The 19,837-nt window shown below is 69.6% G+C and carries 23 protein-coding genes; 15 read left to right on the forward strand and 8 right to left on the reverse strand.

Annotated elements, in window-relative coordinates; all coding sequences use genetic code 11:
- Positions 1–20: 20 nt before the first annotated feature.
- Positions 21–1,289, reverse strand: coding sequence for an SH3 domain-containing protein (locus KUM49_RS21135; protein ID WP_217238451.1), 1,269 nt, complete (start codon positions 1,287–1,289; stop codon positions 21–23).
- Between the two features lie 202 nt (positions 1,290–1,491).
- Between KUM49_RS21135 and KUM49_RS48480 the strand changes: the two genes are divergently transcribed.
- The 8 genes from KUM49_RS48480 (at position 1,492) to KUM49_RS21175 (ending at position 7,358) form a co-directional block, all read left to right on the forward strand.
- Positions 1,492–2,283, forward strand: coding sequence for a M23 family metallopeptidase (locus KUM49_RS48480; protein WP_308406684.1), 792 nt, complete (start codon positions 1,492–1,494; stop codon positions 2,281–2,283).
- 25 nt (positions 2,284–2,308) lie between these two features.
- Entirely contained in the window at positions 2,309–3,223 is a 915-nt protein-coding gene (locus KUM49_RS21145; RefSeq protein ID WP_217238452.1) for a hypothetical protein, read from the forward strand.
- A 46-nt stretch (positions 3,224–3,269) separates the two neighbouring features.
- The gene (locus KUM49_RS21150) at positions 3,270–3,704 is read left to right on the forward strand and encodes a peptidase inhibitor family I36 protein (RefSeq protein ID WP_217238453.1); all 435 of its coding nucleotides are present in this window, start codon (positions 3,270–3,272) and stop codon (positions 3,702–3,704) included.
- Positions 3,705–3,865: 161 nt separating this feature from the next.
- Positions 3,866–4,168, forward strand: coding sequence for a helix-turn-helix transcriptional regulator (locus tag KUM49_RS21155; protein ID WP_217238454.1), 303 nt, complete (start codon positions 3,866–3,868; stop codon positions 4,166–4,168).
- Positions 4,165–4,557: a VOC family protein gene (locus KUM49_RS21160; protein WP_217238455.1), complete on the forward strand. Its 393-nt coding sequence runs from the start codon at positions 4,165–4,167 to the stop codon at positions 4,555–4,557. Before KUM49_RS21155 ends, KUM49_RS21160 begins: the two co-directional genes overlap by 4 nt.
- Positions 4,558–4,663: 106 nt before the next feature.
- Positions 4,664–5,536 carry an alpha/beta hydrolase gene (locus tag KUM49_RS21165; protein ID WP_217238456.1) on the forward strand — a complete coding sequence of 291 codons (873 nt, stop codon included), beginning with the start codon at positions 4,664–4,666 and terminating at the stop codon, positions 5,534–5,536.
- A gap of 154 nt (positions 5,537–5,690) precedes the next feature.
- A complete protein-coding gene (locus KUM49_RS21170) occupies positions 5,691–6,776 on the forward strand; it encodes a protein kinase family protein (protein ID WP_217238457.1) in 1,086 nt (361 codons plus the stop codon).
- Positions 6,777–6,950: 174 nt separating this feature from the next.
- Positions 6,951–7,358, forward strand: a complete 408-nt coding sequence (locus KUM49_RS21175; RefSeq protein WP_254401567.1) for a hypothetical protein — start codon at positions 6,951–6,953, stop codon at positions 7,356–7,358.
- Positions 7,359–7,439: 81 nt separating this feature from the next.
- Here KUM49_RS21175 and KUM49_RS21180 read toward each other — a convergent pair whose 3' ends face one another.
- Positions 7,440–8,555, reverse strand: coding sequence for a hypothetical protein (locus tag KUM49_RS21180; RefSeq protein ID WP_217238458.1), 1,116 nt, complete (start codon positions 8,553–8,555; stop codon positions 7,440–7,442).
- Between the two features lie 229 nt (positions 8,556–8,784).
- Here KUM49_RS21180 and KUM49_RS48485 point away from each other — a divergent pair, with 229 nt between their 5' ends.
- Entirely contained in the window at positions 8,785–9,096 is a 312-nt protein-coding gene (locus tag KUM49_RS48485; protein ID WP_254401568.1) for a hypothetical protein, read from the forward strand.
- Between the two features lie 74 nt (positions 9,097–9,170).
- Entirely contained in the window at positions 9,171–9,431 is a 261-nt protein-coding gene (locus KUM49_RS21190) for a hypothetical protein (protein WP_217238459.1), read from the forward strand.
- Positions 9,432–9,711: 280 nt separating this feature from the next.
- On the opposite strand, the gene KUM49_RS21195 is transcribed toward KUM49_RS21190, so the two are convergent.
- Positions 9,712–10,230, reverse strand: a complete 519-nt coding sequence (locus tag KUM49_RS21195) for a hypothetical protein (RefSeq protein ID WP_217238460.1) — start codon at positions 10,228–10,230, stop codon at positions 9,712–9,714.
- Positions 10,231–10,449: 219 nt separating this feature from the next.
- Positions 10,450–11,670 (reverse strand): MFS transporter, encoded by a 1,221-nt coding sequence (locus KUM49_RS21200; RefSeq protein WP_217238461.1) that lies wholly within the window; start codon positions 11,668–11,670, stop codon positions 10,450–10,452.
- Between the two features lie 68 nt (positions 11,671–11,738).
- Between KUM49_RS21200 and KUM49_RS21205 the strand changes: the two genes are divergently transcribed.
- The 4 genes from KUM49_RS21205 to KUM49_RS21220 all read left to right on the forward strand — a co-directional run bounded on the left by KUM49_RS21205 (position 11,739) and on the right by KUM49_RS21220 (position 14,967).
- Complete coding sequence (locus tag KUM49_RS21205; protein WP_217238462.1) at positions 11,739–12,722, forward strand: helix-turn-helix domain-containing protein; 984 nt, start codon at positions 11,739–11,741, stop codon at positions 12,720–12,722.
- 131 nt (positions 12,723–12,853) lie between these two features.
- Positions 12,854–13,039 carry a hypothetical protein gene (locus KUM49_RS21210; protein ID WP_217238463.1) on the forward strand — a complete coding sequence of 62 codons (186 nt, stop codon included), beginning with the start codon at positions 12,854–12,856 and terminating at the stop codon, positions 13,037–13,039.
- A 308-nt stretch (positions 13,040–13,347) separates the two neighbouring features.
- Complete coding sequence (locus tag KUM49_RS21215) at positions 13,348–13,815, forward strand: SRPBCC family protein (protein WP_217238464.1); 468 nt, start codon at positions 13,348–13,350, stop codon at positions 13,813–13,815.
- 186 nt (positions 13,816–14,001) lie between these two features.
- Positions 14,002–14,967 (forward strand): YihY/virulence factor BrkB family protein, encoded by a 966-nt coding sequence (locus KUM49_RS21220; protein ID WP_217238465.1) that lies wholly within the window; start codon positions 14,002–14,004, stop codon positions 14,965–14,967.
- Between the two features lie 78 nt (positions 14,968–15,045).
- Here the strand turns inward: KUM49_RS21220 and KUM49_RS21225 are convergent, their stop codons facing one another.
- Both KUM49_RS21225 and KUM49_RS21230 read right to left on the reverse strand, forming a co-directional pair.
- Positions 15,046–16,413 carry a pyridoxal-dependent decarboxylase gene (locus KUM49_RS21225; RefSeq protein ID WP_217238466.1) on the reverse strand — a complete coding sequence of 456 codons (1,368 nt, stop codon included), beginning with the start codon at positions 16,411–16,413 and terminating at the stop codon, positions 15,046–15,048.
- A 166-nt stretch (positions 16,414–16,579) separates the two neighbouring features.
- On the reverse strand, positions 16,580–17,455 hold the full coding sequence (locus tag KUM49_RS21230) for an NAD(P)-dependent oxidoreductase (protein WP_217238467.1): 876 nt from the start codon (positions 17,453–17,455) through the stop codon (positions 16,580–16,582).
- 121 nt (positions 17,456–17,576) lie between these two features.
- Between KUM49_RS21230 and KUM49_RS21235 the strand changes: the two genes are divergently transcribed.
- Positions 17,577–17,933 carry a helix-turn-helix domain-containing protein gene (locus KUM49_RS21235; protein ID WP_217238468.1) on the forward strand — a complete coding sequence of 119 codons (357 nt, stop codon included), beginning with the start codon at positions 17,577–17,579 and terminating at the stop codon, positions 17,931–17,933.
- A 41-nt stretch (positions 17,934–17,974) separates the two neighbouring features.
- Here KUM49_RS21235 and KUM49_RS21240 read toward each other — a convergent pair whose 3' ends face one another.
- On the reverse strand, positions 17,975–18,574 hold the full coding sequence (locus KUM49_RS21240) for a hypothetical protein (RefSeq protein WP_217238584.1): 600 nt from the start codon (positions 18,572–18,574) through the stop codon (positions 17,975–17,977).
- 224 nt (positions 18,575–18,798) lie between these two features.
- Positions 18,799–19,650: a maleylpyruvate isomerase family mycothiol-dependent enzyme gene (locus KUM49_RS21245; protein ID WP_217238469.1), complete on the reverse strand. Its 852-nt coding sequence runs from the start codon at positions 19,648–19,650 to the stop codon at positions 18,799–18,801.
- Positions 19,651–19,837 lie beyond the last annotated feature (187 nt).

Consider the following 19,837-nt stretch of genomic DNA (forward strand, 5'->3'; position numbering starts at 1 on the left):
GACTCCCGCACGTTACGGAATCAGCTGGAACACCGGGTGGTCACACCGCCCTTGTCGTCGCCGGTGAGGAAGATCGCGCTGACGTAGCCGACCCCGCCCGCCCGCAACGGCAGTTCGACCCACTTGTCGTTGGTGTAGCCCTCGGCCGTGACTGTCTGGCCGACCTTCCAGCAGTTCGCGGGGTAACTCTCGTTCGCCTGCACCGTGCTGACCACGTCGCACGACGTCGACGCGCAGCCACGCACATTGGCCTGTGTCCACGCCGTGACCGTCGTGGGACCGCCACCGCCGTCCGTGGGCTGGAAAGTGACGTCCACCCAGTCGTTGTCCGTCATGCCGAGGCCGTCCCAGAAGGTGCCGTCGGCGAGATCGATCCCTGCGGGGTTGGCGACCCTACGGCCGAACTCGTCCCGGCCGCCGTTGTAGCCGTTCTGGTACGCCGCCTGGGCCTCGGGCCTGCCCTGAGGCAGGTCGCCCCACATCTCACGAACGGAGGACGGGTTCCAGTAGTCGTCCTTGGTGTTCCAGGGGCCGACGTCCCACACGGGTGCGGTCTCGCAGCGGCCGGTACGCGGATAGCAGAGCCGCACCTGGTACTCGTGGCCGCCGTTGCTCGCCAGCATCCGGCGCGAGGGCAGGGCCACGAAGTGGTCGCGGGGCTTGATGACATGGCCGTTCGCGGTGGTGCGTCCCTCCAGGCCCTCGCGGGTCGCGAAGAGGCGGTACGTGGTGGCGGTGGCGCCCACCGCGCTGCGCGCACCGGCCGAGGGCCTGGGCTGTTCGCGGTCCGCGTGGACGGTGACGTCCGAGACCGAGGGGCCGGCGTCCCGGTTGCCGAGAAACGTCAGCCGGACCTGGAGCACGGAGACCGCCTCGGCGAGCACGAACTTCCCGGCCCGGTCCGGCGTACGCCACTCCGTCCAGGTACCGGGATGAGCGCTGCCCCGTACCTCGGTCAACAGCCGGGTGCCGGACGGCACTTCGGCCTGGCTGCGGAGGGTGAAAGCGCTCGCTTGGCGGCCGAGGCTCTGCACGGGCGCGGTGTAGACCGCGAAGGACGCCTCGGGCTCCGACGGAGTGCGCACACGGGCGCTCTTGACGGTGATGCTGTCGTCCGGGCGGTGTCCGATGTTGCGCTGGTCGGCGGAGGTACTGGTCAGGTCCACCCGCCAGCTGTTTCGCGGGGTCTTGTCGGCCGCGGTTTCCGCGACGGCGGTGGCCGGTGGCAGGCCTGCGAGGACAAGCAGGGCACACAGGCTTCCCAGCAGCCTGCGGGATATCGGTTTCACGTGGTTCTTCCCCCAACTGATCTTCAAGCCGCTGCGATTCAGCGAGCTACAGAGCCCTATCGGGGGTCGCGGTGCGCTGTCATTCCGTAACGTTCCGGATGCCCTCCCCCGGTGTCGCACGGATACGTTCCGAGCCGTTCGGTTCAGCAGTCACACAGGAACCGGACAGCAACTGTTCGGGAACCTCTGGGAGGAAGCACTCGTGCGTCTTGGTCTGCCCGGCTTCAATCTGCGTGCCGGTCTCACGGCGGCAGCAACCCTGCTCCTGCCGCTCCTGGCGGCGGCACCCGCCGCGGCCGAAGCACCCGCCCAGCCCAGCGGAGCCGCCGCCTTCGCCGCCTCGTGCCCCGCTGCCGGCACCGTCAGTCAGGGCTACAGCAGCACCCACGACGGCGTAGACATCGCCAACGCCGTCGGCACCCCCATCCACGCGGTCGGCGCCGGCGAGGTCATCGCCTCCGGTCCGGCAAGCGGCTACGGCCAGTGGATCCGCATCCTGCACTCCGACGGCACGGTGACGGAGTACGGCCACATGTACCAGCGGGACGTCTCCGTCGGCCAGCAGGTCCAGGCCGGCCAGCGCATCGCCCTCATGGGCAGCGAGGGCGAGTCCACCGGACCGCATCTGCACCTGCGCGTCAGGATCGGCACCTCCACGACGATCCGCGGCATCGACCCCGTCCCGTATCTGCGCGACCGGGGCGTGAGCCTGCCCTGCACTCCGGGAGGCGGTGGCGGCCAGACCACGGTGACCGCCTGGACGGAGGCCAACGTACGCAGCTGCGCGTCGACTTCGTGCGATGCGGTCAGCAAGGTGTACCCGAACGAGAGTTACCCGGCGAACTGCTGGGTCACCGGCCAGCTCGTGAACGCCGAGGGCATCTCCAACGACAAGTGGGTCCAACTGCCCCTGCGCGCGGGTGGCGTGGGCTACGTGAGCGCGATCTTCCTCAAGGGCGACGAGACGGGCGGCGTCCGCCGTCAGTGCGCCTGATCCGAGGCAGGCACGGAGAGTCGAGATGAAGCTGAGAATGTTGCGGTGGCTCTGCGCCACGGTGGTGTGCGCGGGTCTGGTGGCCGCGGCCGTCCTGACCGGCGGCGGCGACGGCTCGGCCGCCCAGCCGCCCCAGGTGGGCCACGACCGGCTCCGAGAAGCGACGAGCGCGGAACTGGACGTCCTGCACCGGGCCGAACAGCTCCTGACCCGCGGCTGCATGGCGGAGCGGGGCTTCGCGTACTGGCCCGTTCCACGGATCCCGGCGCCGGACTACCGCACGTTCCCCTACGTGGTCGACGACGAGAAGTGGGCCGCCCGGCACGGGTACGGACGGGACATCCAGAAGCGGCTCGATGAGCAGGACCGCGACTCCCCGTCGGCGCGCTACCTCCACGGCCTGGCCAAGGAGCGCTACCAGGCCTGGGGCGTCGCCCTCGACGGCCCGTCCTCGGACCGCACGGCACTGCGGGCCGAGGTTCCCATGGGCGGCACCTTCAGCCGCAGCGACCAGGGGTGCGTGGTGGACGCCTGGCGCACCCTCTACGGCGACATCCGCGCCTGGTACCGGTCGACCCGGATGGTCGACAACCTGCCCGGCTTCCGCATCGGCCGGGTGAGCGAGGACCCCGCGTTCAGGAAGGCCGTCCGTTCCTGGAGCGGCTGCATGGGCCGGCACGCGATCAGCGCCGGGACGCCTGCGGCGCTTCGCGGAGAACGGCTCGCCGACAAGGGCCCCGGCGCCCAGTCCGAGGACATCCGCGTCGCCACCGCGGAAGCCCGCTGCGCGCACACGTCCGGCCTGGCTGCCACCGCGGCACGGCTGGACCAGAAGTACGCCGATGAGCTCTACGACGAGCACTCAAAGGCTTTCGACACGGTACGGCGCCTCCAGCAGGCCGCCCTCCCCAAGGCTCGCGACATCGTCCGTAAAGGCTGACGTCGCGGTGAGTACAGCTATCGACAACCGAGAGGTGAACGAGAGAATGTCCAAGATCCGCACCATGCTCGTGGGTACCGTCTTCGCCGCCACCGCGGTTCTGGCCGCCCCCGGCATCGCCCAGGCAGCGCCCTGCAGCACGGGTGAGTTCTGCGCCTGGGCCGACGGAGAGGGAGAGCTGCACGCCCAGGGCAACACCGCCGACTGGCCGGACAACGTGCAGAACAAGGTGGACGAGGTCCAGAACAGCGGCACCTCGGGTGGCCGGGACGACGTCAACATCTACTACAACGAGTCGTACGCCAGCGCCTACGCCTGCCTGCCGCGCGGGGAGACCTGGAACCTGCGCGACGGCTCGAAGATCTTCAGCTGGGTGAGCAACCAGGTGGACTCGAACAAGCGCTACCAGGGCTGGAACGCGGGCGTCCACGACAACGCCGCGTCCCACAAGTGGGTCACGGACTGCGGCCCCAACACCTGATCCGCTGCGCTGAGCAGCCCACGATCAGCACATGAAGGCAGGGCCTCCGGCCGCTCGAGGTTGTCGAAACCAACCGATGCGCCGGGGGCCCTGCCGTCGTTGTCGCGTGATGTCCGCGCCTCGACTTGATAGGCAAGTGAATAGTTGCCTATCCTGGGGTCGTGGCCGACGACGTGTTCAAAGCCTTGGCCGACCCGACCCGCCGCACCATCCTCGACGAGCTCACCCAGAAGTCCGGGCAGACACTGTTCGAGATCTGCTCTCGACTGAGCATGAAGCACCAGCTCGGCATCTCGCGCCAGGCGGTCTCCCAGCACCTAGCCGTGCTGGAGGCCGCCGGGCTCGTCGAGACCAGGCGAGACGGCCGCTACAAGTTCCACGACCTGAACACGGCCCCGCTGCGGCAGATCACCGAGCGATGGCTCGCGCCCGACGCACCCGGACCAGGGAAGAGCACCCCATGAAGATCCATCTGACCAGCGTCTTCGTCGACGACCAGGCCAAGGCCGAGCACTTCTACACCGAGATCCTCGGCTTCGTGAAGAAGCACGACGTCCCGGTGGGCGAGAAGGACCGCTGGCTGACCGTCGTCTCGCCCGAAGAGCCCGACGGCACCGAACTCCTCCTCGAACCTGCCGGCCACCCCGCCGTCAAGACCTACCGGGACACGCTCGTCGAGGACGGCATCCCGCTCGCCCAGTTCGCCGTCGAGGACGTGACGGCGGAGTATGAGCGCCTGCGCGGCCTCGGCGTCCGCTTCACCCAGGAGCCCTTGGAGATGGGCCCCGTCACCACCGCCGTCTTCGACGACACCTGCGGCAACCTGATCCAGATCGCGACCAAGCCGCAGTAGACGGTTGCCCCCCACGTGCAGCCGATCCGGCCTGCCGGGCCGACGGGTGCAGGCGCTTCCTTAATCCGGTGTACGAAACGCTGCGTGCCACCTACGGTGAAGCGCGATGACACTCCTACACGTTCATGACTACGGGGGCGATGGCCCCCAACTGGTTCTCCTGCACGGATACGGACGGTCACTCACCGACTGGGACGCCGCAGCCGCCCTGCTCACCGTCGGGCACCGTGTCCTCGCCGTCGACCTTCCCGGGCACGGCCGCTCTCCCGGCATCACCCCCTGGACCATCCCCACCGTGGTGCGGCACATCGCGGACACGCTCGACGCGCATGGCGTGCCGGAGGCCGTTGTGGTGGGCCATTCCCTCGGCGGACTGGTCGCGGTCGAGTACGCCCGGGCTAATCCGGACCGTGCCCGTGCCCGCGGCGCCGTGAATCTCGACGGCTTCTGGTGGGGACCCGAGTACCCCGGCGCTGAAGGGGTGAGTGAATGGCTGCTGGCGTCGGCCGGGGCCATCGCACCACCCGAGTACATCGAGATGCAGCTCACCCACTCCGCCCGACTCGGGATTCCCGCCGACCGTGCGGAGGCCGCTATCCGCGCGGCCGTACGCCCCTTGCCCGACGGCAGGTGGCAGACGCTGCCGGAGCGGAAGGATGCGCTGGGGATCCTGGACGAACTCCACAGGCTCGGCGCGCTCGGTGTCACCACATGGCTGGACGGGGTCGACCGCCCGCTGCTGCTGGTGCAGGCGGACCGTCGGCCACCCCCCGCGCCCGGCATGGAGTGGTTCGGCGAATTCAGCACCGGATTCGCACGCGAAGTCTCCGATCAGCTGGCCGCGCTCTCCCGCACCCGGTCGGCGATCAACGTCAACCGGATCGACGCCACCCACGTCATGCACATGGAATTTCCGGAAGCGGTGGCGACGATGGTCGCCGGTTTCGTTCGAGGACTGCCCGAACTCCTGGTCCGATGACCCCGCAGCAGTTTCGCGGCCACCGTCCGTCCGTCAGGGCGGACGGTGCCGGCCCCGGCCTCCGACCAGATCGCGCGCTTTCCGGTTCCGGCCGGGAATTCACAGCTCTGGCAGGATCGACCGAATACCGTCTGATGTCAGGCTGGAGCTGCCGATGGACGAGACCGGGTCGGCGCATTCCGCGCGGGTTTCCGCATACGCGACCGTCGGAGCACGGCTGTCCCTGTTGAGCGACCGTCGACTTGAAGATGCGGTGGCCGCCGCACCGAGTCTCGGCTCCGGTATCGGCGGTAGGTCCGCGGAGATGGAAATCGAGGGGAAACGCGTCTTCGTCAAACGGGTCCCGCTGACGGACATCGAGCTGCAGCCGGAGTGCGTACGGTCGACCGCCAACGTGTACGAGCTTCCTCTCTTCTACCAGTACGGGGTGGGTTCGGCGGGATTCGGTGCCTGGCGGGAGCTGGCGGCGCACATCATGACGACAGACTGGGTGCTGAAAGACGAGTACGCGGGCTTCCCGCTGCTCTATCACTGGCGGGTCTTGCCCGACACTCCCCCGGCCGACTTCGCTGACGGACTCGGAGGCATCGAGGGGGCCGTCGCGCACTGGGAGGGCTCGCCGGCCGTGCGCCGCCGGCTGGAGGCCATCGGAAGGTCCTCCTCCAGCCTGGTGCTCTTCCTGGAGCATGTGCCCCAGACGCTCGCCGCCTGGCTCAGCGACACCCATGACGCGGCCCGTCCGGAGCCGGGAGGCGAGTCGCTCTACCGGTGGGTCGAGGATGCGCTGCGGAGAGGGACGGAGTTCATGAGCGCGCGCGGACTGGTCCACTTCGACACGCACTTCGCCAACCTGCTCACCGACGGCCGGCGGGTGTACTTCGCGGACTTCGGGCTCGCGTTGAGCCGCGACTTCGAACTCTCGGCGGAGGAAGGCGCCTTCCTCGCCGATCACCTCGTGTACGACCGCACCTACGCGCCAAGTCACCTGCTTCGCCACCACCTGCCCGGCGCGGTGCGTGCCGGCACCGAACACGGGGCTTTCCTGCGCAGCTGGTTGGAAGGTCACCCACCCGTCGGCGTACCACCCGACATCGGCGAGATCATCGACCGCCACGCCCCGCACGCAATCGTCCTGGACGACTTCCACCATCGACTGCTTACGCGGAGCAAGCGCACGCCCTTCCCTGCGGCTGAGGTCAGGAGGGCCTTGGCACGCGCATCACGGTCGCCTTTGGCGTGAGAGCTCGTCGCGATGACGTGGGCGTTCCAGGCGATGCTCAGCGTCGGCCCTCGGTGTGCCATCCGGAGGACCCGCGCTGAGGCCTTCTGAGTACAGGAACTCATGTGCGAGGTCATTTGCCATGGGCAGACTGTGGTGTCCATGACGGATCAAGAAGGAGCGAACGTGGGACGGATGAGGAAGGCGCTGGCGGTGGCGGCGCTGGCGGCGTTAGGGCTGACGGGTGTGACGGCGGGGCCTGCCGCCGCGTCAACCGACGTCTTGTTGCCCCACCCTGGCCCCGAGGGCTTGGTGTGGGTGCCCGAACGCACCGGAGATGGCGGTGTCGTGTCGGGGGGCGCGTGGGAAGGGCTGCCGACCGTACTCACCGTGGCCTGCGAGGGTGGCGGGAACGTGGGGGTGACGATGGAGTCGCAGCGAGGGCAGGTTGCCGCGTTCTCGGTCGATTGTCCGGCCGGAGATGCCGGGGTGGGCTCGGTAACGATGAAGGCCGGCGCGGTTCGTTCGGGATCCTTCTCCGTGGCTGTAGACGCTTCGACCGAGTCGATCAGGTGGGCGCTGACCGTGACACAGCCGGAGTAGCCCTCTGCCGATGCGTGGTCACCCGCCCGCGGGCGGGTGACCACGCATCAGTCCTCGGGGACCCGGACCCCCGGTACCTGCTCAACCTGCCCGCCAGGTCAGCGTCTTCGCGCCTTTGCCCTCGCCCTGGAACGACACCATCGCCGGCTTGTCGCCCTTCGGGAGCAGGTGGACGGTGCACAGGGTCAGCGCGGAGTTCGGCTCCAGGCGGGTGTTGGGGATGCTGCCCCGGCATTCGTCGATGCCCTCGCCCGCCCCGGTGTTGGAGAAGGAGAGGTCGAGCAACGCCAAGGGCTGGACATCGCGGCCGCCGGCGCTGCGCAGGCTGACGCCGTCGTCCATGGTCGGCAGGAGCTTCTCCGTGCCGGCGTTGCGGTACGCCAGGGTCACGTACCAGGGCACCATGTTCTTCTGGGTGTCGCTCAGTTCGTAGTCGCCCAGGTCCTTGAGGCTCCCGGCGCGCACGCTCTTCGGGGTGACACGGATCGGTACGGCGCCGGACTTGGTGGTGAGGTTCTCGTACGTCGAATCGGCGGTCGTGCCCGCGGCCAGCAACCGGCCCCCGTTGTCATCGCCCTTGCCGTCGCCGACCTTCCACAGAAGGGTGTCACCGGCCTCGTCGGCGTACGCGACCGCGGCGGGCTCGTGCCCCTTGGGAACCAGCACCAGCCGACAGACCTTGGCCGTGGCGCCGGCCGCCACGGAGGCGGGACCCGCCTTGTCGCAGTCGTCAGGAAGGGAGGAACTAGGTCCGGTGGCAAGGGAGTTGGAGTTCCACAGGAAGACCGCCTTGCCGGGCGTTCCGTCTGCGAGGGTGACGGTGAAGTTCGCCTCCGGGTCCGGCTGTTGCAAGGGCGCCGAGCCGGTGTTGGTGTAGGAGACGGTCAGGTAGTACGGGACCATCCCCTTCAGGTCCGCTTCCAGCTGTACGTCTTCCAGGTCCGCCGCCGTGCCGCGCGCGAGTCGGCTGGGCGCGAGCGTCAGCTGATACGTCGCAGTCCGGTCGGACCACGTCGCCTTCCGCGCCGTCGACTCGACCGGTAGCGCCGTGGCCGCTTTGCTCGTTCCCTTGCCGGAATCCGAGCCCGTCCCACCGCCGGAACCGGCAGAGTCCGAGCCGCCCGACCCGCACGCCGTGACGACCAGCGCGAGCACGCCAGTCCCCGCGATGCCGGCCAGTGTTCTGCGCGTCCGCATGTGCATCCCCGTGAATTCTCGTTGTTCCGTTCGCAACGCGATCAGCTTACTTGTGCAGAGATCGACCAGCGGTCGACCCAGGTTCCGTCTGGCAGATGATCACCACCGGACACCCCCGTGACTCGGATCAATGACCTTGCCGCGGTGGTGCCGGGCCAGAGATGCTGGGCCGGTGCCAGGGCAGCGGAAGAGGAAACGTCGGCAGCAGGACGCGGGGCAGCGGGCTGCCATGCGCACGGATCCCGGCACGGGTCACTGGCAGGTGATCTTCGAGACCCGGGACGAGTCGGAGTGGCACGCTCACCTGCGGCGCCTACGCGCCGGGGCGGAGCGAATCGACTGGGCGATGACTCGGATCGACACCCTCTGCGGACGCCTGATGCACCCGACCACCTACCGGCTGAGTCTCTTCGTGCCTGGCCCTGCGCGCGATCCCAGCGGAGACCACCCTGGAGGCGGAACGCCCGCCACAGACCCGCAGGCCACATACCCGCACGCCACGAAGGGCCAGCGCGGGGCTCCGGACGGCCACGTCATCTGAGCCATCGGACAGAGCCACGCTTGAGCCGCAGGGCAGGCTTAGCCATGGCCGCCCCTCTATGCGATCGTTCGCCCATGAGTAGCGACTACGACCGCATCCGCGCCGGCATCGAGTTCATGACCGCCTACGTGTCAGGAGATGACCTGCTGTCGGAGTACGTCGCCGAACGGCGACGTGAGGACCCCATGGCGACCGAGGCCCTCATGGACGGTACCGCGGCCCTGTGCGCGCAACTGCTGCGCACGATGGCCCGGATGACCGGGAAGAGCGAGCACGACATCCTGCAAGAGCTTGCCCGTGGGACCCACCGGCATGAACAGCAGTCCGGCGACTGACACGCTCCGAACAGAGCCCGAACCCGTGTGGCCCGGCACGCTGCTCCCGCCGGGCCACCCGGAATGAGCGAGGACCGTCCGGACGGATCCGGTCCGCCGGAAACGGGCATGCGTCTCGGGAGTCCACCCACAGTCAGTCAGACGCCGACAGAACCTGGCGGCTACGTTCCCGGACAACCAACGCCGTTGGCGGGATGCCCACGGCGTCCAGCCGAGACAGGAGATCGGGCTCCTCCTCCGTACGGGCGGCATGGGACAAATGGCAACTCGCTTGGTCCTCCTAGCAGCCCGCCTCGACGCCGCTGTTCACGAACGAGTCGATGTTGATCGAGTAGCCGGCCCCGGTGGTGAGGTCGGGGCGGCTTCCGTGTCCGTCCTCCGCGAGGAGCTCGGCGGTGAGGAAAACGACCTGCAGGACCATTTCCTCTCTGGTGAAGCACAGGTCGTCGGGCAAGGCTTCGGGGCCCGCCTTCCATCCGTCCCGTACCGCCGCCGCCCGGTAGTGTGCGGCGACTTCGGCCTGCGAGCCTGGGAAGGCGTACGTCCGGCCGGCATACACCGAGACATCGCCGCTGTCCGCCCAGCAGCCGGCGTCAACCTCCTCGAAGCCCCGGGCGACCGTGGCCCCGGCGGGGCGGGAGTCGAGGATGTCGAGCGCCGCCACCTCCTTCACCCGGTCGTCGGTCCCCTCACAGTCCTTGGTGAGTTCCAGCAGCGCGCAGCCGGTGAGCGTTGCGGCCGCGAGAGCGGTCGACAGGAGCAGAACTATCGGGCGGGTGGTACCGGTCCGCAGAGGCAAAGCGGGCTCCAGGTGAAGGCCGGGGCGGAGGGAGGCGGGGATCCGCCCGACAAAGAGTTGTCCGTGCCCGCTCCAAAGTGGGCACCGCCCAGTTCTACCAAGCAACCGTCACCCGCGCATCGCTCAGCCGGTTCTGGTGACGGACACCGACCTCCGACCGCCGTGGAGGCAGGACGTGATCCGTGATCTGCGGGAGCGCGTGACCTGCGGGAAGGGGCCCTAGTCCTTGGTGGCGGGTTCCGACGCGACGCCCGGACGCGTCCCGGGGGCGGCCGGCTGTCGTTCCTCGCGCCTGCCCAGCGCCACCAGGGTCAGGGTCACGGTGACCGATCCGGTCGCCATCAGCGTCATCGCCGTGGCCGGGGAGGTCAGTTGGGCCGCCGTGCCCGCGAGGACGGCACCGACGCCCTGCAGGGCGGCCATGCCGGTGGCGTGCAGGCCGAGGGCCTGACCCGCGAGGTCGTCGGGGGTGAGGGACATCAGGCGTTCCTGCAGGACGAGACTCGCGGCGAAACCGACGGAGGCGACGGTGACCGCCACGGCTGACAGCGCCACTCCCGGCCGTAGGACGAAGAACAGGTAGGGAGCCGCCAGCAGGAGGCGTAGCGGGGTCGCGAGACGGGTGCGCACCGCGGGCGGTACCAGGCGGCCCACCGCCATGTCGCCCACGAACATGCCCAGCGCCCCGAACGCGTACAGCGTGCCGGCGGCTTGGGGAGCGTAGGACACGTAGAGCGAATCACCACCGACGATCAGGCCGTTGGGGACCCACAGGCCCAGGTAGGTCAGGCGGCGTGGGCGTGAGGACCACAGGAGGGCGTTGGTGCGCCAGGTCGCCGAGACGGACGGGCGGCCGGAGGAACGTGGTGGGCGGGCCGTGAGCCCCAGGCGGGTGACGATGGCCGACATCAGGTACAGCGCCGCCGCGAGGAGCAGGCAGGTCCGTGGGGACAGGAGCGTCAGCAGTGCGCCGCCCGTCGCGAAACCGGCCATCTGTGTCAGTCCCCAGAGCATGTTGGACACCGAACGGCCCAGGACATAGCCCTCCTTGGACAGGATGTCGTTCAGCAGGCCCCCGCGCACTCCCCCGCCCAGCGACGCGACCATGCCCTGCAGGAGTACGACGGCGAAGACCCCCCAGACCGGCAGGCCGGGCAGCGCCAGCACCGCCGTGCCGGCCGCGAAGACGAGGGCGAGGCCGGACAGGCTCGCGCGCGCGGGCAGACGGTCGGCGCCCGAGAGCAGGAACGCGCCCCCCAACAACTGCGCCAACTGCGGGCCGAACATGCTCACCGCCGACAGGAACGGGGAGCCGGTGGCCCGGAAGACCAGCGTGGCGAGGGCCAGGCCGCCGAGCGTCTGGGCCGCGGCGAAGGCGGCGAAGGAGAGCAGATACGGGGTGAACTCCGGGGTGCGGAACAGGGATCTGTAGCTGCGCATGGGGCGAAGTATCGGAGCGGCCCGGCAGCCATGTTTACTGTTTCGCCGACACGCGAAAGGTCGTACGCATGGGCTTATGGCAGATCGACACCGACACCCTCGCCCGCAGTCGGTTCGTGCTCTCGCCGTTCGCCGAGACCTTCGCGAGCCTGAAACTGCTGCACGCGGGGACCGGCGCCCATCCGGGCGAGGAGGCCTGGCTGCGCGCCCATCTGCCTGGCTACTGCGCGCGCCTCGCGGCCGACCCGGTGGCCGCGCTGCTCGTGCAGGCGGCACTCGGCACGTCCTGGATCGCCGACTTCTTCTGCCCCACCTCGTGCGTCGGGGAGAGCTTCGAGGAGACCGTGGCCCGGGTACGGGCGGCCGGGGCCGGGGAGGCGCGGGCCAACCTCCGCGTGTCTCTCCGGGGCCCGCTCCCCGCCGCCCTGGAGCGGGACGACCTGCCCGAGCGGGCGACCGCGCTCCTGACCCACGTCTGGGAGGAGACCGTACGGCCGTACTGGGAGCGTCGGCGGCGCGTTCTGGAGGCGGACGTCGTCGCGCGGACCGCGCGGGTGGGCCAGGGCGGCTGGGCGGCCCTGCTGGACGAGCTGCGGCCGTGGACGCGGTGGCTCGGGGAGAACGGGTTCCAGGTCAACCCGCACCCGTATCCCCCGCGGGAGGTCGCCGCCGGAGCCCAGCTGCTGTTCATGCCGGTGACGACGGGGGCCGGGTGGGTCTCGTGGGAGGGACGGGAACGGTACGCCGTCGTCTACCCGTGTCTCGGTGTGCTCGCCGAGGACCACGACCGGCGGCCCGTCCCGGCCGGGCTCGGTGCGCTCATCGGGACCTCACGGGCCGGATTGCTGGTGCTGCTCGGGACTCCCATGAGCACGACGCAGCTGGTCGCCGTGACAGGCCAGGGGCTGGGGTCGGTCGGGCGGCATCTGCGGGTGCTGCTGGACGCCGGGCTGGTGGAGCGTCGACGGGCCGGGCGGTCGGTGCTGTACGTGCGGACGGCTGCCGGCGAGGTGCTCGTGGAGGCGTCGGGGGCAGGGGCCGGAGGCCGGTGACCCGGAGGGCCGGAGTCGGAGTCGGGACTCCCGTGCGAGTCGGCTGTGGAAATCGGTCCCCGGTATGACGTCGCTCCCGTACGGCTGCCCAGCAGTGGCGGGACCGTGCGGCGAAACGCTACGACCACCTGGTGCTGCGCCACCCGGAGGCGTACGCCGACCACGCCGCCGACTTCTGGCTCATGGTGGGAGCGAACGTCGACCGAGGACTCCAACTGGCCTTGCGGGCCCTGGTCATGCGCCAGACGACCCGCTCGTACGCCCTGGTCCAGCGCGCCACCACTGCGCGCAACCAGACGGCGCGCGACGCACCGTAGGAAGCGGCACCTCCGCGGAACATGCGAGTCACGTGCCGTCTCACGGAAGGCTGCCCTACACCGAACTCGCCGCCCTGTGACGCGAGTTCACCGATCAGCTCCATGGTGCGAGAGCGCCGCCGCATCGGCCATGCTCATGCCGCCCGCAGGGTGTTCCGCCGTCGCGCCTACACTGCACGGCACCGTGGCCGCCCTGCAAAGGCAACAACACTTCCGACTAGCAGCAACCCCGTTTCCTGGCTGGTTTCTTCGGCGGGTCGTTCGATGAGGACGGGCCCAGCGGACCTCTTCGGTCCTAGGATCGGACCATGAGCAGGACCGACCGCGCCAACCGGGTGATCGCGGCACCACCGACGACTGTCTACGGCGCACTCCTCGACCGGGAATCGCTCGAGGCCTGGCTGCCGCCGGACGGTATGAGCGGGCGGATCGAGCGGTGGGATCCCCGGCCCGGTGGCGGGTTCCGGATGGTCCTCACCTACCTCGACCCCACCGGCAGCCCCGGCAAGTCCTCGGAAGCGACGGATGTCGTCGACGTCGGTTTCGCGGACCTGGTGCCACCGGAGCGCGTGGTGCAGCGGGCGGTGTTCGAGGCAGACGACCCGTCGTACGCGGGCACCATGACGATGACCTGGTACCTCGCTGCCGCCGGAGACGGGACCGAGGTGACCGTCACCGCCACCGACGTGCCACCCGGCATCGACCAAGCGGCCCACGAAGCCGGCATCGCCTCCTCGCTGGCCAACCTGGCGTCGTACGTCGAAGCAGCCCGCTGACCCGAGCCGGCTGCGCCCGGGCCCGGGCCCGGCCACGATGCCGCGCGACATGGCCCCGTCCCGGCGCAGGGCGGGCAGCGGGCGCAGCTCAGAGGTATCCGACGTACGTAGTACGAAGTCGGACGGGAAGGTTCACACCGGGCAACCGGACACGAGGCAACCGCACGACAAGGGAGCGTCCAGGCCATGGGAACCGCAGTCCACGTCCCCCAGACCCGGGACATGATCGGAGAAGAACTCTCCGGCGACGAAGCGTTCACCGCGCTGCGGCACTACGGAGGGCTGCGGCTGCTGACCGACTCCTTCGCCCGGTTCCGTTACGCGGACGGCTTCACCAACGCACGCGCGCTCGCCTTCCAGGTGGTGCTCGGTCTGGTGCCCTGCACCGTGGCGCTCGTCGGGCTGGCCACGTCGGTGCACACGGAGGGGGCGGGCCGGATCATCGAGCTCACCCTCGGCCGGATCGTGCCGGGTGCGAGCGCGCACGTCGTCGAGGACGCCTTCGACGGCACCCGGCGCACCGCCGACGGCGACGTGTGGAGCACGCTCGCCCTCTGGCTCGGTCTGGCCTTCGCGCTGCTGAATCTCGCCTCGGCCATGGGGCAGATCGAGCGCGGCGCCAACCGCATCTACGGCATCGAGCGCGACCGTCCCTTCCCGCGCAAGTACGCCAGGGCGCTGGTCCTGGCGCTCTCGGCGGGGCTCCCCCTGGTGCTGGGCTTCGTCGTACTCGTCGCCGGTGAGGCCGTCGGCGCCGCGGTCGCGGAATCCGCCGGCCGGGAGGACGGCGGGCCTTCATGGTGGGGCGTGCTCGACATCCCCGTGGGACTCGCGCTGGCCTGGGTGGCCTCCGCCGTGATCTTCCGCTGGTCGCCCCGTCGCGTGCAGCCGGGCTACACCTGGCTGGCCTTCGGCTCTGCCGTACACCTCCTGCTGTGGGTCTCGGCCACATGGCTGCTCGCGCTCTATGTCGAGAAGAGCGGTGCCTTCGGCGCCGTGTACGGGCCGCTCACCGCTTTCATCGCTCTGCTGCTGTGGGCCAACCTCACGGCCGTCGCGCTCTTTCTCGGCATCGCGTTCGCCGCCCAGCTCGAAGCGGCCCGTGCCGGCATCGAAGCGCCCGTGCGTCCGGATCCAGGCCCGGGTGCGTGATGCGTCCTTCTCACGTCCGTGTGGGGACTCCCCCTGGGTCGCCCTCTGTGGCCTGCCCGGGATGGCTGCTTTCCCTCCTCAGGCGCTGAGGGAGGCGCGCCTGATCGCGTCGAGCGCGCGCGTCACGTCGTCGTCGGTCGTCGACCAGTTGCTCACCGAGATCCGCATGACGCGCCGGCCTTTCCAGGTGGAACCGCTGATCCACGCCGTGCCGTCGTCGAGCAGCCGGGTGAGTACCCGTTCCGTGCGCTCGTCGTTGCCGAACTCGGCGCAGACCTGGGTGAACACCACGTCGTTGAGCACTGTCGCGCCGTCGATCCCGGCGATGCCGGTGGCGAACGCGGAGGCGTGTCGGCACAGCCGCTCGACGAGGTCGGCCACACCTGACCGGCCGAGGGACCTGAGTGCTGCCCACACGGTGAACGCCCTGCCGCGCCGGGAGAGCTCGGGGACCTTGTCGATGGGGTCGCCGTACTCGTCCTGGATGAGATAGTCGCCGTGCAGGCCCATCGCCGCCCGGATCGCGGACGGGTCGCGCACGACGGCGAGGCCGCAGTCGTAGGGGACGTTCAGGGTCTTGTGGGCATCCGTCGCCCAGGAGTCGGCGTTCGCGCAGCCCGCCGTCAGGTGTGCGTGGATCGGGGAGGCGGCCGCCCACAGTCCGAAGGCGCCGTCGATGTGCACCCATGCATGCGCGTCGCGAGCGGCACGGATCGCCTCGACGAAGGGATCGAAGGCGCCGGAGTGGATGTCTCCGGCCTGAAGGATCACGATCGTGGGGTCCTGACCGCCGGCCGCCAGGGTGTGCCGAAGGGCCTCGGGCTCGATGCGTCCTTGATCGTCCGCCTTCACCAGTTCGGGTCTGCCCAGTCCCAGGTAGCGCAGCGTCAGGTCGATGGCCATGTGCCGGCTCTCGCCGACGACGACGCGTACGGCCGGGCCGCCTACGAGTCCGTCGCGGGCGATGTCCCGGCCGACACGCCGCAGCACCGCGTCCCGCCCGGCGGCGAGACAGGTGAAGTTCGCCATCGTGGCACCAGTGGTGAAGCCCACGGCGCTGCCGCTGGGCAGGCCGAGCACATCGAGCAACCACGTGCTCGCGATGTCCTCCGCCGCCGTGTACGCGGGCGACACGGCACGCATCACGCAGTTCTGATCCCAGGCACTGACCAGCCAGTCCGCGGCCAGCGCGGCCGGCTCGGTGCCACCGACCACGAAGCCGTAGAAGCGGCCGCTGGGAAACGCGGTGAGCCCCGGTTCACATGCCGTGACCAGCAGGTCGACGACGTCGGCGGGCGCGCTGGGAGCGTCGGGCAGCTCGGCACCGAGCGCGCGCACGATCTCGTCGACCGAGGCGCGGGCGGGAACCCGGCGGTCGGACAGGCTCGCCAGCCAGCGGACGGCATGGCCGTATGCCTGGCGGAGCGCCGTCTCGCGCTCGTCCATACCTCGGACTATGGGACAGTCGCCGCGCCGGCGCAAGCCACGATGTGCTCGACCGCTCCCCCGGCCTGATCCATCACCGAACAGCAGCGGAACGCATGCTTCACACATCCGGCGACGGCTCCCGCATGGCTTCCGGCCGGCACGCGTGCCCAGGAACGGGAACGGCCTAGCCCGGTTGCCTGATGCTCTCGATGATGCGGGCGAAGCCTTCCTCTCCATGGCCCGCCTCGATCTGGCGTTGGATGAGCCGCTGGACCGTGGCGAGCAGCTCGGTGCTGATGCCCTGGTCGGAACTGGCGGCCAGGAGATGACTGAGGTCGGAGAACCGGAGGCTCTGTTGCCCTTCGACGGTGTAGTCCCCACCGTCGATGACCTCGGCGAAGCCTTCGAAGCCGCTGGTCATGGCAGTCAGCCAAGGTGTGGCCCGAGCGGCGAACTCGCCCGCCGTCACCCCCGCCGGGGCGACCATGGCGGCCCCGTGCATGAATCCGGCGAACATGACGTACATACCCGCGAGCAGAGCGAAGTCGTACAGGGACGCCAGTCCGGCGTCCTCACCGAAGTAGGTGCTGGTTCCCCACAGGTCGAGCAGCGGCTTGTTCTCACCGAAGACCTCGGCCGATCCGCTGTAGAGGATCGATGCCGCAGGCAGGCCGATCATGTGCGGTACGGCCATGATGCCGCCGTCCAGATACGCGGTCCCGGCCTGGGCGGCCCAGGCGGCCAGCTCCCGTGACTGGGCCGGTGACGTCGTGGTCACGTTGACCAGGGTTCGTCCGGCCAGCTCGTCGGAGAGCGGATCGAGCACCTCGTGGACCGATGCGTGGTCCAGCAGGCATGCGATCACCAGCCGGCTGGAGCGGACCGCGTCGCCGGCCGTGGCAGCGGCCTTGGCGCCCTGCGCAACGAGGTCGTCCGCCTTCCCCGGTGAGCGGTTCCAGACTGTTGTCGCGTATCCGGCCTTCACCAGGGCGCCCGCGAGAGCGCCGCCCATCGCCCCGAGCCCGAGAACACTCACGTGAACGCCGTTGTTGGTTGTCATTTTTGGGATTCCCCCTCGTGTTCGTGGTTCGACTGAATCCTCTCCGCCGCCGATAGGATTGACCAGTACGGACTAATTAGTGAGGTACTCACTCGTGGGTAAGCACGTCTCGGAGGGGCGAATGGCGACATCAGCACGACGTGGTCCCTACTTCTGCGGCATCGACGCGGCGATGGACGTAGTCGCCGGCAAGTGGAAGTCGCTGATCCTCTGGGAGTTGAGCCACCACGGGACCCGCCGGTTCGCCGAGCTTCGACGCGGTCTGCCGGGCGTCAGCGAGAAGATGCTGATTCAGCATCTGCGGGAGATGGAAGCAGACGGGCTCGTGCATCGTGAGGTGTACCGGGAAGTGCCACCGAAGGTCGAGTACTCGTTGACGGAGCACGGCGTCTCGCTCAACGCGGCCCTGGCCTCGCTGGGAGCATGGGGCACTGACCGCATGCGGCGCATCGGGGCCGAGAAGGTCTCCGTCAACTAGGACATCCTCGTGGGGCCCGCTGCAGACGTCCGGTGCGAGGGTCAGCCCCTCGGCCAGAGAGGCATGTCTGCGTGCCGGACCCGGTATCCCCCCTTCGTGACAGGTGCGAAGGCGGCGGGTGCCATGCACGAATTCACCGAATCCATGTGTGTGTCGGCGCCGATCGTCCAGTTCACCCCGTCGTCCCAGGGGAATCCCACCCGGTCCCGGGGCATCCTCCCGGGCTTGTTCTCGCCGCCGTCATGGACACTGAACCCCAGTCGCTGTCCCAACCATTTCGGACCCCCGGCGCTCACGTCTGTGATGACCGCGCTCAGGGTGGCGCTGCCGGGCGCGGTGACCAGACAGTCGACCGTGCCTTCGGCGGTGTACGTGATGCCCCGGTCTGCCGAGAAGTGAGAGATCTTCACCGTTCCGTGCGCGTCGGTCGGCAGTCCGCTGGGCACACCGGGAATCGGTCGGCTGAAGGGTGCGGCTTGGGCGTCGAAAGTCAGCGAGCGGAGGTCGGCGTCCTCCATGTACGGCAGACGGAACGCAGCGGACCCGTTGACGCTCGCCTGTAACGGCCGCTCTTGCGGGCTGCCGGACGCTGCTGTGGCGCCGGTGACCGCGGTGGCCGAGGCCGCCACCGCGACGACCATGGCCAAGCATGCGGCCTTACGGGTGCGGAGCAGGGAACTCACAGAACACATGGGGCCTCCGGTCGGCTGGTGCGGGAGAGCGGAGGATGGCCTGCCCCCTCGCACCCATCCTCTGGTCAGCGCATGCCGAGCGCGTCACCCCGAAGAAGCGACCGTCCATGGGGGCTGAGGTCGTACGGCCACGGCACGCGTGCGCCCAGAGGCTGACCCGGTGCGCGCGGATGTCAGTAGACGATGGACACGATCTGGCAGGCGGCTTCGGCAATCTGACGCTCTCCGCTGATGCGGGCCCGGGCGAGGGCAGTGCCGGGGTCGATGCCGCGGGTGCAGAGTCGCCAGGCGGTCTCCGGATCCAGCCGCACTGACGCGGCCGGCCGGCCGCTGGCTGCTTGGGCCAGGGACCAGCGGTCCGCGGTGGCGGTCACGGTCCAGGTGCCGACAGCCGGCTCACCGATGACCATCTGGAGTTGTGTCCCGGCGGGTGCCGGCGTGTTGCGCAGGGTGTGGGGCAGGGCCCGCATGAAGGTGTCCAGGACTGCGGACAGAGCCTCGGGCTCCGGGTCGGTGTCCCGGCCCGTGGCGTGGCGGATCTGCTGTCGGTGGGTCCAGTACTCGGTGAACTCCCGGGCGACGTCCAGCCACTTGGGCGCCGGGTCGGCCCCTGCCCAGGACACTCCCAGGCCCGTTGAGGCGAGGTCTGTGCCCTCGAATTGACGGGTGACCCGGGTCCCGGCCAGTTCCAGGGCCTGGATGAGCTCGGCGGGGCTGTGCTCGGCGTGCAGGTCGATCCACTCCTGGTTGACGCGGTGGATGAACGCCTCCAGCGTCTCTCCGGCCGCCATGGCGCGCGTATGGCTCTCCGAACTCCAGCCGAGACGGCCGTGGTAGTCGCCAAGGATGTGGGCCGCAAGGTCGTGCACGGTCCAGTCCGGGACCGCAGTCCTGCTCCACTCACTGCGCCGCAGACCGCGTAGCAGGTCGAGGAGCGACGCCAGCTCCGGCCCGAACAGCGGGCGGGCGTCGGTCGGTTCGCCCAGCCAGGCGAGGTCGGATACGTCGTGGAGCTGGAGACTCATGGTCGAAACCTGACAGCCGGGAGGCTCGGTCCTCCATCGAATACCCCCTCATCGCACGGAGGGAAGGTGTCTGCCTGTATCCCTCCGACGGACCGACCGAGGGCGTCGCTGTCCGGGTCGCCCAGCACGTCCTCGCCTCGGCCGCCACGATCCGGCGAGGCCACCACAGAAAGCACCCCCTGGGGAC

It is taken from the genome of Streptomyces sp. AC555_RSS877 (assembly GCF_019049245.1).
Taxonomy (GTDB): Bacteria; Actinomycetota; Actinomycetes; order Streptomycetales; family Streptomycetaceae; genus Streptomyces.

What these genes read in the sequence shown, in the direction of transcription:
- KUM49_RS21190 (WP_217238459.1), top strand. Translation starts at nt 9,171, where the DNA reads ATGAGTAGCGACTACGACCGCATCCGCGCCGGCATCGAGTTCATGACC.
- KUM49_RS21205 (WP_217238462.1), top strand. Translation starts at nt 11,739, where the DNA reads ATGGGCTTATGGCAGATCGACACCGACACCCTCGCCCGCAGTCGGTTC.
- KUM49_RS21150 (WP_217238453.1), top strand. Translation starts at nt 3,270, where the DNA reads ATGTCCAAGATCCGCACCATGCTCGTGGGTACCGTCTTCGCCGCCACC.
- KUM49_RS21225 (WP_217238466.1), bottom strand. Translation starts at nt 16,413, where the DNA reads ATGGACGAGCGCGAGACGGCGCTCCGCCAGGCATACGGCCATGCCGTC.
- KUM49_RS21180 (WP_217238458.1), bottom strand. Translation starts at nt 8,555, where the DNA reads ATGCGGACGCGCAGAACACTGGCCGGCATCGCGGGGACTGGCGTGCTC.
- KUM49_RS21215 (WP_217238464.1), top strand. Translation starts at nt 13,348, where the DNA reads ATGAGCAGGACCGACCGCGCCAACCGGGTGATCGCGGCACCACCGACG.
- KUM49_RS21200 (WP_217238461.1), bottom strand. Translation starts at nt 11,670, where the DNA reads ATGCGCAGCTACAGATCCCTGTTCCGCACCCCGGAGTTCACCCCGTAT.
- KUM49_RS21145 (WP_217238452.1), top strand. Translation starts at nt 2,309, where the DNA reads ATGAAGCTGAGAATGTTGCGGTGGCTCTGCGCCACGGTGGTGTGCGCG.
- KUM49_RS21175 (WP_254401567.1), top strand. Translation starts at nt 6,951, where the DNA reads ATGAGGAAGGCGCTGGCGGTGGCGGCGCTGGCGGCGTTAGGGCTGACG.
- KUM49_RS21170 (WP_217238457.1), top strand. Translation starts at nt 5,691, where the DNA reads ATGGACGAGACCGGGTCGGCGCATTCCGCGCGGGTTTCCGCATACGCG.
- KUM49_RS21230 (WP_217238467.1), bottom strand. Translation starts at nt 17,455, where the DNA reads ATGACAACCAACAACGGCGTTCACGTGAGTGTTCTCGGGCTCGGGGCG.
- KUM49_RS21235 (WP_217238468.1), top strand. Translation starts at nt 17,577, where the DNA reads ATGGCGACATCAGCACGACGTGGTCCCTACTTCTGCGGCATCGACGCG.
- KUM49_RS21245 (WP_217238469.1), bottom strand. Translation starts at nt 19,650, where the DNA reads ATGAGTCTCCAGCTCCACGACGTATCCGACCTCGCCTGGCTGGGCGAA.
- KUM49_RS21160 (WP_217238455.1), top strand. Translation starts at nt 4,165, where the DNA reads ATGAAGATCCATCTGACCAGCGTCTTCGTCGACGACCAGGCCAAGGCC.
- KUM49_RS21220 (WP_217238465.1), top strand. Translation starts at nt 14,002, where the DNA reads ATGGGAACCGCAGTCCACGTCCCCCAGACCCGGGACATGATCGGAGAA.
- KUM49_RS21165 (WP_217238456.1), top strand. Translation starts at nt 4,664, where the DNA reads ATGACACTCCTACACGTTCATGACTACGGGGGCGATGGCCCCCAACTG.
- KUM49_RS48485 (WP_254401568.1), top strand. Translation starts at nt 8,785, where the DNA reads ATGCGCACGGATCCCGGCACGGGTCACTGGCAGGTGATCTTCGAGACC.
- KUM49_RS21240 (WP_217238584.1), bottom strand. Translation starts at nt 18,574, where the DNA reads ATGGTCGTCGCGGTGGCGGCCTCGGCCACCGCGGTCACCGGCGCCACA.